This is a genomic window from Flavobacterium sp., assembly GCF_049318325.1.
Taxonomy (GTDB): Bacteria; Bacteroidota; Bacteroidia; order Flavobacteriales; family Flavobacteriaceae; genus Flavobacterium.
The window spans coordinates 1-3,963 of record NZ_JBMOGQ010000179.1; the positions used below are offsets into that span (position 1 = coordinate 1).

Genomic DNA, 3,963 nt, shown 5'->3' on the forward strand with positions numbered 1-3,963 from the left:
ATGAAAATAATCGAAGAACTGGAAGAGACAAAACGAGGATTATATAGCGGCGCTGTTGGCTATTTTTCTCCGGAAAATGATTTCGATTTCAATGTCGTAATTCGAAGTATTTTATATAATGCCCAAGAGAAATATGTCTCCTTTTCCGTTGGAAGCGCCATTACTTCACAATCAAATTCCGAACAGGAATACGAAGAATGTTTGCTGAAAGCTAAGGCAATGTTTGAAGTTTTGGGTTAAATTAAAATAACTACTTTTGAATATGCTCACAAAATTCCAAAACCATATTAATGAAATTTTTCCTTTTCTAAAAGAGAAGAAACTCCTTTTGGCAACGAGCGGAGGCATTGACAGCATGGTTTTGTTACGCTTATGTCATAAGTTGGAGTTGGATATACGAGTAGCTCATTGTAATTTTCAACTTCGTGGTGATGAAAGTGATTATGATGAAGACTTTGTTAAATCCCAAACAGAAAAATTACAAATACCAATTTTTATTAAAAAATTCGACACCAAATCCTTTGCAGAAAAAGAAAAGTTATCTATTCAGGTTGTTGCCCGAAATCTCCGTTATGATTGGTTCAACACGCTTTTGATAAATAATGATTACGATTATATACTAACGGCGCATCATTTGGATGACAGTTTAGAAACCTTTTTAATCAATTTTACCCGTGGTTCTGGGTTAGATGGTTTTACAGGAATTCCGGAACAAAATGGAACTATTATTCGTCCATTATTGCCTTTTTCCAGAAATGAAATCGAAGTATTTGCCAAAGTAAACAATGTAGAATGGCGAGAAGATAGTAGCAATGCATCGGATAACTATTTGCGAAATAAATTGCGACACGACGTGATTCCTATTTTGAAAGAACTCAATCCGAGTTTATTACATTCATTCGAAAATACCATTTCTAATTTACAACAAGCGCAATCGCTGGTTACCGATGCATCACAAACGGTCTATAAACAAGTGGTTTCAGAGGAAGACACCATCAAAATTGATATTTCTAAACTAAAGGAATTTCAAAATTACAAAGCCTATTTATACCAATGGTTAAATGAATATGGCTTTAACGATTGGAATGCTGTTAATGATTTAGTTAAAGCACAATCAGGAAAACAAGTGTTTTCGGAAACTCATGTTTTATTGAAAGACAGGAATGAATTGATTTTATTCCCAAAGCAAAATGGAATTGAGCCAAGTAATTTTTTGATTTCCAAAAATCAAAGAGAAATTAAATTTCCCTTAAATATTTCTTTTTTCAATGTAGATGATATTTCGTTTAATACAACTAATACTATATTTGTCGACGAAGGTAAACTTCAATTTCCCTTAGAAATAAGAAAATGGCAGCAAGGAGATTGGTTTTATCCTCTAGGAATGAATGGAAAAAAGAAGCTCAGTAAGTTTTTTAAAGACAAAAAATTCTCTTTATTAGACAAATCAAATACTTGGCTTTTATGTTCTGAAAATCAAATTGTTTGGGTTATTGGAAAAAGACAGGACGAGCGATTTAAAGTTACTGAACAGACAACGAAAATTTTAAAAATAAATTATACAACCTAATGAAGAAAGTACTTTTTTTTCTTTTGTTTTTTTTGGCTTTTGTCTATGTCAAGGCACAAATTGTTAAACCAGTAAAATGGACTTCTAAAGTAGAGAAACTCTCTGAAACCGAATTCAATTTAGTAATGCAAGGTAAAATTGATGACGAGTGGCATGTCTATTCACAGTTTACACCTGAAAACGGACCGTTGCCAGCTGAATTTGCCTTTGAAAATGAAAAAGGAAACTATGAATTGGTCGGAAAAGTAAAGGAAAGTCCCTATAAAAAACAGTATAATGAAGTATTTGAAGTTGACGAATATTACTTTGAAAAAAAGGTTACGTTTACCCAAAAAGTAAAAATCCTAAATGCCAAGATTAGTTCGATAAAAGCCAAAATTGATTATCAAGTTTGCAAACAAGCCTGCATAAATGATAATATGGAGTTTACGTTTGCTATTCCTACAATTAAAGAAACTGCTTTAGTTCCCGCTGTTGATACTGTCTCAAAAATCGACACGCTATTAACTAATAAAAATGAAATAAAAGAAGCAAGTAAGCCTTTGGTAGTTGTTGAAGCACCAAAAAAAGAAGATCAAAAAGGATTGTGGACTATTTTTATTTTAGCACTTTTAGGAGGTATTGTAGCGACATTTACTCCATGTGTATATCCGATGATACCTATGACAGTAAGTTTCTTTTTGAAACAAGCAAAAAATAAATCCAAAGGAAGATTTAATGCTATTTTTTATGGGGCTTGTATAGTATTTATTTGTGTCGCTATTACACTTCCATTTCATATTTTTGAGGGAATAAGTAGAGATATTTTCTCTGAAATTTCGACTAATGTTTATGTAAACATCTTTTTCTTTATAATATTTATTGTTTTTGCTATCTCATTCTTTGGAGCTTTCGAAATTACAATGCCATCCAAGTTATCTAATAAAGTAGATAACGCGTCTAACAAAAGTGGAATGGTTGGGATATTTTTCATGGCATTGACTTTAATTATAGTTTCTTTTTCATGTATTGGTCCAGCTTTAGGTTTGGTTTTTGGTACTTCATTAAATTCTGATGGTGGAGCAAATATCCTTTCTATAGCCATGCTTGGATTCGGATTTGGATTGGCATTGCCTTTTATGTTTTTTGCCTTAGCACCAACGTTGTTAGGAAATATGCCAAAATCAGGCGGTTGGTTAAATACTGTTAAGGTTGTTTTTGGTTTCGTTGAATTAGCATTGGCATTCAAGTTTCTTTCCAATGCTGATATAGGATTAGATTTGCATTGGTTGCACAGAGAAGTTTTTATAGCTATTTGGATTGCCATTTTTGTTGGTTTGTCATTGTATCTTTTAGGAAAAATAACATTACCTCATGACAGTCCGATTTCACATTTATCTGTTGGAAGATTACTCTTAGCTATTTCTTCCCTAGCGTTTACAGTGTATTTGATTCCAGGACTTTGGGGTTCTCCACTTAAATTAATTTCGGCTTTTCCACCACCACAAACTTATAGTGAAAGTCCACAAGGATTTGGCAATAAAGCAACAGAATATAATGAGCAATTGCCAGCAGGAGCTGAATTAACAGTTCATAATTTAGTTTCTTTCACCGATTATAAAACTGGAGTAGAATATGCTAAAAAAGTGAATAAACCAATAATGATTGACTTCACAGGAAAGCAATGTGTCAATTGCCGATTGATGGAAAGCAATGTTTGGTCGGATGAAAAAGTATTAAACATTCTGAAGAACAAAGTGGTACTTATTTCATTGTATGGAGATGATAAAAAGGAATTACCGAAAGCAGAACAGTATACAACCAAAGAAGGTAAAGAAATCAATACCATTGGGAAGAAATGGAGTGAATTTCAAATTACTAGATTTAACAATAATTCAAGGCCGCTATATGTTCTTTTAGATTTAAATGAAAAAGAATTAAATACACCAGTAGCTTACACTCCAAACATCGATGACTACTTAGCTTGGCTAAAAGGCGGAATTTCAAAATTTAAATAAACAAAAAATCCTTCTCATTGAGAAGGATTTTTTTATCCTAAAACTTCAGCAACTTCATTTTTTAAATAAGCTAATGCTACAGTAGTGGCAGATTGTCCGTCCAATAGATTACTTAAAATCTTTTCCCTTAACTGATCTGCAGTAGTTACAGTTTCATCCAAAGCGGTTTTTCTGATATTTTGAATGATAGTATTTTTGGCAGTCAAAAGCATCGTCCATAGTTCACTTGTAATATATACTTGTTGCGTGATGTTATGCTCGTATTCTTGTTCAATATGATGAATCAAAAGGTTTTGATAATCTACTTTGTTGTCACTTAACGGCGCCACTCAAATCAACAACTTCGCCGGATTTATTCGCTCTAAAAACAACGCCAATCGTTCATAAGCCTGCAAA

The 3,963-nt window shown here is 32.7% G+C and carries 4 protein-coding genes; 3 read left to right on the forward strand and 1 reads right to left on the reverse strand.

From position 1 onward, the window contains the following. The 3 genes from ACOYLP_RS11275 to ACOYLP_RS11285 all read left to right on the forward strand — a co-directional run. A partial coding sequence (locus tag ACOYLP_RS11275) for a chorismate-binding protein (protein WP_422856270.1) occupies nucleotides 1-240 on the forward strand: 240 nt, incomplete at its 5' end. Between the two features lie 22 nt (nucleotides 241-262). Next, nucleotides 263-1,570, forward strand: coding sequence for a tRNA lysidine(34) synthetase TilS (gene tilS / locus ACOYLP_RS11280; RefSeq protein WP_422856271.1), 1,308 nt, complete (start codon nucleotides 263-265; stop codon nucleotides 1,568-1,570). Continuing rightward, on the forward strand, nucleotides 1,570-3,567 hold the full coding sequence (locus tag ACOYLP_RS11285) for a cytochrome c biogenesis protein CcdA (RefSeq protein ID WP_422856272.1): 1,998 nt from the start codon (nucleotides 1,570-1,572) through the stop codon (nucleotides 3,565-3,567). The genes tilS and ACOYLP_RS11285 overlap by 1 nt, the downstream gene beginning before the upstream one ends. A gap of 32 nt (nucleotides 3,568-3,599) precedes the next feature. Here the strand turns inward: ACOYLP_RS11285 and ACOYLP_RS11290 are convergent, their stop codons facing one another. After that, the gene (locus ACOYLP_RS11290) at nucleotides 3,600-3,854 is read right to left on the reverse strand and encodes a hypothetical protein (protein ID WP_422856273.1); all 255 of its coding nucleotides are present in this window, start codon (nucleotides 3,852-3,854) and stop codon (nucleotides 3,600-3,602) included. Nucleotides 3,855-3,963: the final 109 nt, after the last annotated feature.